This window comes from Prevotella sp. AM23-5 (assembly GCF_003473645.1).
Taxonomy (GTDB): domain Bacteria; phylum Bacteroidota; class Bacteroidia; order Bacteroidales; family Bacteroidaceae; genus Prevotella; species Prevotella copri_A.
This window is the reverse complement of record NZ_QUCG01000148.1, coordinates 1-1900: the sequence shown is the minus strand read 5'-3', so window position 1 is coordinate 1900 and position 1900 is coordinate 1. Positions and strand designations below refer to the sequence as shown.

The 1900-nt window shown below is 44.4% G+C and carries 4 protein-coding genes; 1 reads left to right on the top strand and 3 read right to left on the bottom strand.

The window, feature by feature from the left end:
- Positions 1 to 133: 133 nt before the first annotated feature.
- Positions 134 to 505, top strand: coding sequence for a GxxExxY protein (locus DW657_RS17115; protein WP_118313551.1), 372 nt, complete (start codon positions 134 to 136; stop codon positions 503 to 505).
- A 144-nt stretch (positions 506 to 649) separates the two neighbouring features.
- On the opposite strand, the gene DW657_RS18050 is transcribed toward DW657_RS17115, so the two are convergent.
- The 3 genes from DW657_RS18050 to DW657_RS17105 all read right to left on the bottom strand — a co-directional run bounded on the left by DW657_RS18050 (position 650) and on the right by DW657_RS17105 (position 1835).
- A complete protein-coding gene (locus DW657_RS18050) occupies positions 650 to 739 on the bottom strand; it encodes a smalltalk protein (protein WP_158577423.1) in 90 nt (29 codons plus the stop codon).
- Between the two features lie 203 nt (positions 740 to 942).
- A complete protein-coding gene (locus DW657_RS17110) occupies positions 943 to 1497 on the bottom strand; it encodes a DNA-binding protein (protein ID WP_118313549.1) in 555 nt (184 codons plus the stop codon).
- A gap of 128 nt (positions 1498 to 1625) precedes the next feature.
- Positions 1626 to 1835, bottom strand: coding sequence for a DUF4248 domain-containing protein (locus DW657_RS17105; RefSeq protein ID WP_089544585.1), 210 nt, complete (start codon positions 1833 to 1835; stop codon positions 1626 to 1628).
- Between the last annotated feature and the right edge of the window lie 65 nt (positions 1836 to 1900).

Here is a 1900-nt window from a genome sequence, read left to right as displayed (position 1 = left end):
TCTCGAATGACACGAATATGTCCTTTGAACAGATATTTAACTGAACACGAATTTCTCGGATGACACGAATATGTCCTTTGAACAGATATGATTCGTTCGATTCGTGTAATTCGTGTTAAAAAATATAGAGATTATGATATACCGTAGTAAAGAATCATATAACATCACTGGGGCTGCAATGCATGTGTATAATGTATTGGGTTCAGGATTCCTTGAAGCCGTTTATCAGGAAGCCTTGGCTATTGAATTTGCTAAGCGAGGCATCCCCTTTGAACGTGAGAAAGAACTTAAAGTCTTCTATGAAGGACATGAATTAAAGCAGACTTATCGAGCTGATTTTGTCTGTTATGGTGATATTATTATTGAACTGAAAGCTGTTTCAGAACTCAATGATTCTCATCGAAGTCAAGTATATAATTATCTCAAAGCTACAGGATTTAAACTCGGTATTCTCTATAATTTTGGCCACTCTGACGGATTGGAATACGAACGCAAAGTGTTTTGATTTAACTGAACACGAATTTCTCGAATGACACGAATATGTCCTTTGAATAGATATTTAACTGAACACGAATCTTTCGAATGACACGAATATGTCCTTTGAACAGATATGATTCGTTCGATTCGTGTAATTCGTGTTCAGACGCTATCACTTGCAGCTCTGCATGCAGAAGGTGCTGAGGACGGCGGTGAGGACAGTGATGACGAAATTGATGACGGATTTCCAGTTTACTTTCATGATGATTAATGATTAGTGATTAATGATTAGTGTGGGAAGACAAGATGGAAGCGGGCAGGATGAGCAAGCATCCGTTCAGGGCGATGAATTGACAATGTTGAATGTTGAATGATGAACTCATTCCTGATGTGCCCTCGGATTACTCCGGACTGCATCCTGCCGATGCGCTTTCTCTTGTTTCAGATGCCAGGAGGCTAGGCTTACTACAAACTTACATTATCGTCTCCAGTGGTTCCGCTACCACCCTGGCTGGTGTTGTCACCACCTGTGGTTCCGCTACCGCCTTGGCTGGTGTTGTCTCCACCAGTGGTATCCTTCCCGGTATCCGGGTTGGTATCCGTGGTGGTGCCATCCCCTAACAGAGCAGAGACCTTCTTCAGCGTAGCATCGAGGTTGATGGTCTTGGCGCTGAACTCACCGGTGCCACGAGCACGGAGACGGAAGCCGTCGATGTTCTTGGCGATGGTGAACTCCTTCTCCGAGGCAGCTCCCTCCTTGTTGCGGATGCCGATGGAGAAGATGGCGAGGTCGTCGATCTTCACAGCGATACCCTGCAAGGTGAGTTCCTTGATGCACGATACCATATCGGTAATCATGCCCTTGATGGCTCCCTTGGAGAAAGGAGTGTTGTGGCTAGCCATGTGTCCGGCCAGGCCGTCGGTACCTACCGTCTGCGTGATGACTGGATAGGCGTAGTACTTGCCGTATGCCTCTGGCATCTTGGCGTTCTGATTTAGTTTTAGTACGTAAAGCAACATAGTTTTTAAGTGTTAATGGTTAATGTTCTTCTTTCTGAATCACAATGCAAAGATACAACATTTCTCATTCCCAACTCACCGATGCTCAATGTTGCTCCACGATACTCACCGATTATCACTGATAAATATCAGGGCTCTCCCAAATGGAAGAAAATATAGGATACTTGCAGGGGATTGAACTCCTTGCTGTTCTTGGTGTATCCACTCTTCAGCAGCTGCTCATAGAGCTGGGTGCATCTTACTATCCATCTCATCAGATGGGATCTTGCCACGTCCGGGTCGGAATCCGGAAAATAGAGCAGGGCTAACTCCTGCTTGGTGTAACTTCGTAAATCCATAGACTTAATTATTAATGTTGAATGTTGATTTTTGAACACGAATCTCTCGAATCTCACGAATCTTT

Excerpts from the sequence above, each read along its gene's own strand:
- DW657_RS17110 (WP_118313549.1), bottom strand. The coding sequence starts at position 1,497 with ATGTTGCTTTACGTACTAAAACTAAATCAGAACGCCAAGATGCCAGAG.
- DW657_RS17105 (WP_089544585.1), bottom strand. The coding sequence starts at position 1,835 with ATGGATTTACGAAGTTACACCAAGCAGGAGTTAGCCCTGCTCTATTTT.
- DW657_RS17115 (WP_118313551.1), top strand. The coding sequence starts at position 134 with ATGATATACCGTAGTAAAGAATCATATAACATCACTGGGGCTGCAATG.
- DW657_RS18050 (WP_158577423.1), bottom strand. The coding sequence starts at position 739 with ATGAAAGTAAACTGGAAATCCGTCATCAATTTCGTCATCACTGTCCTC.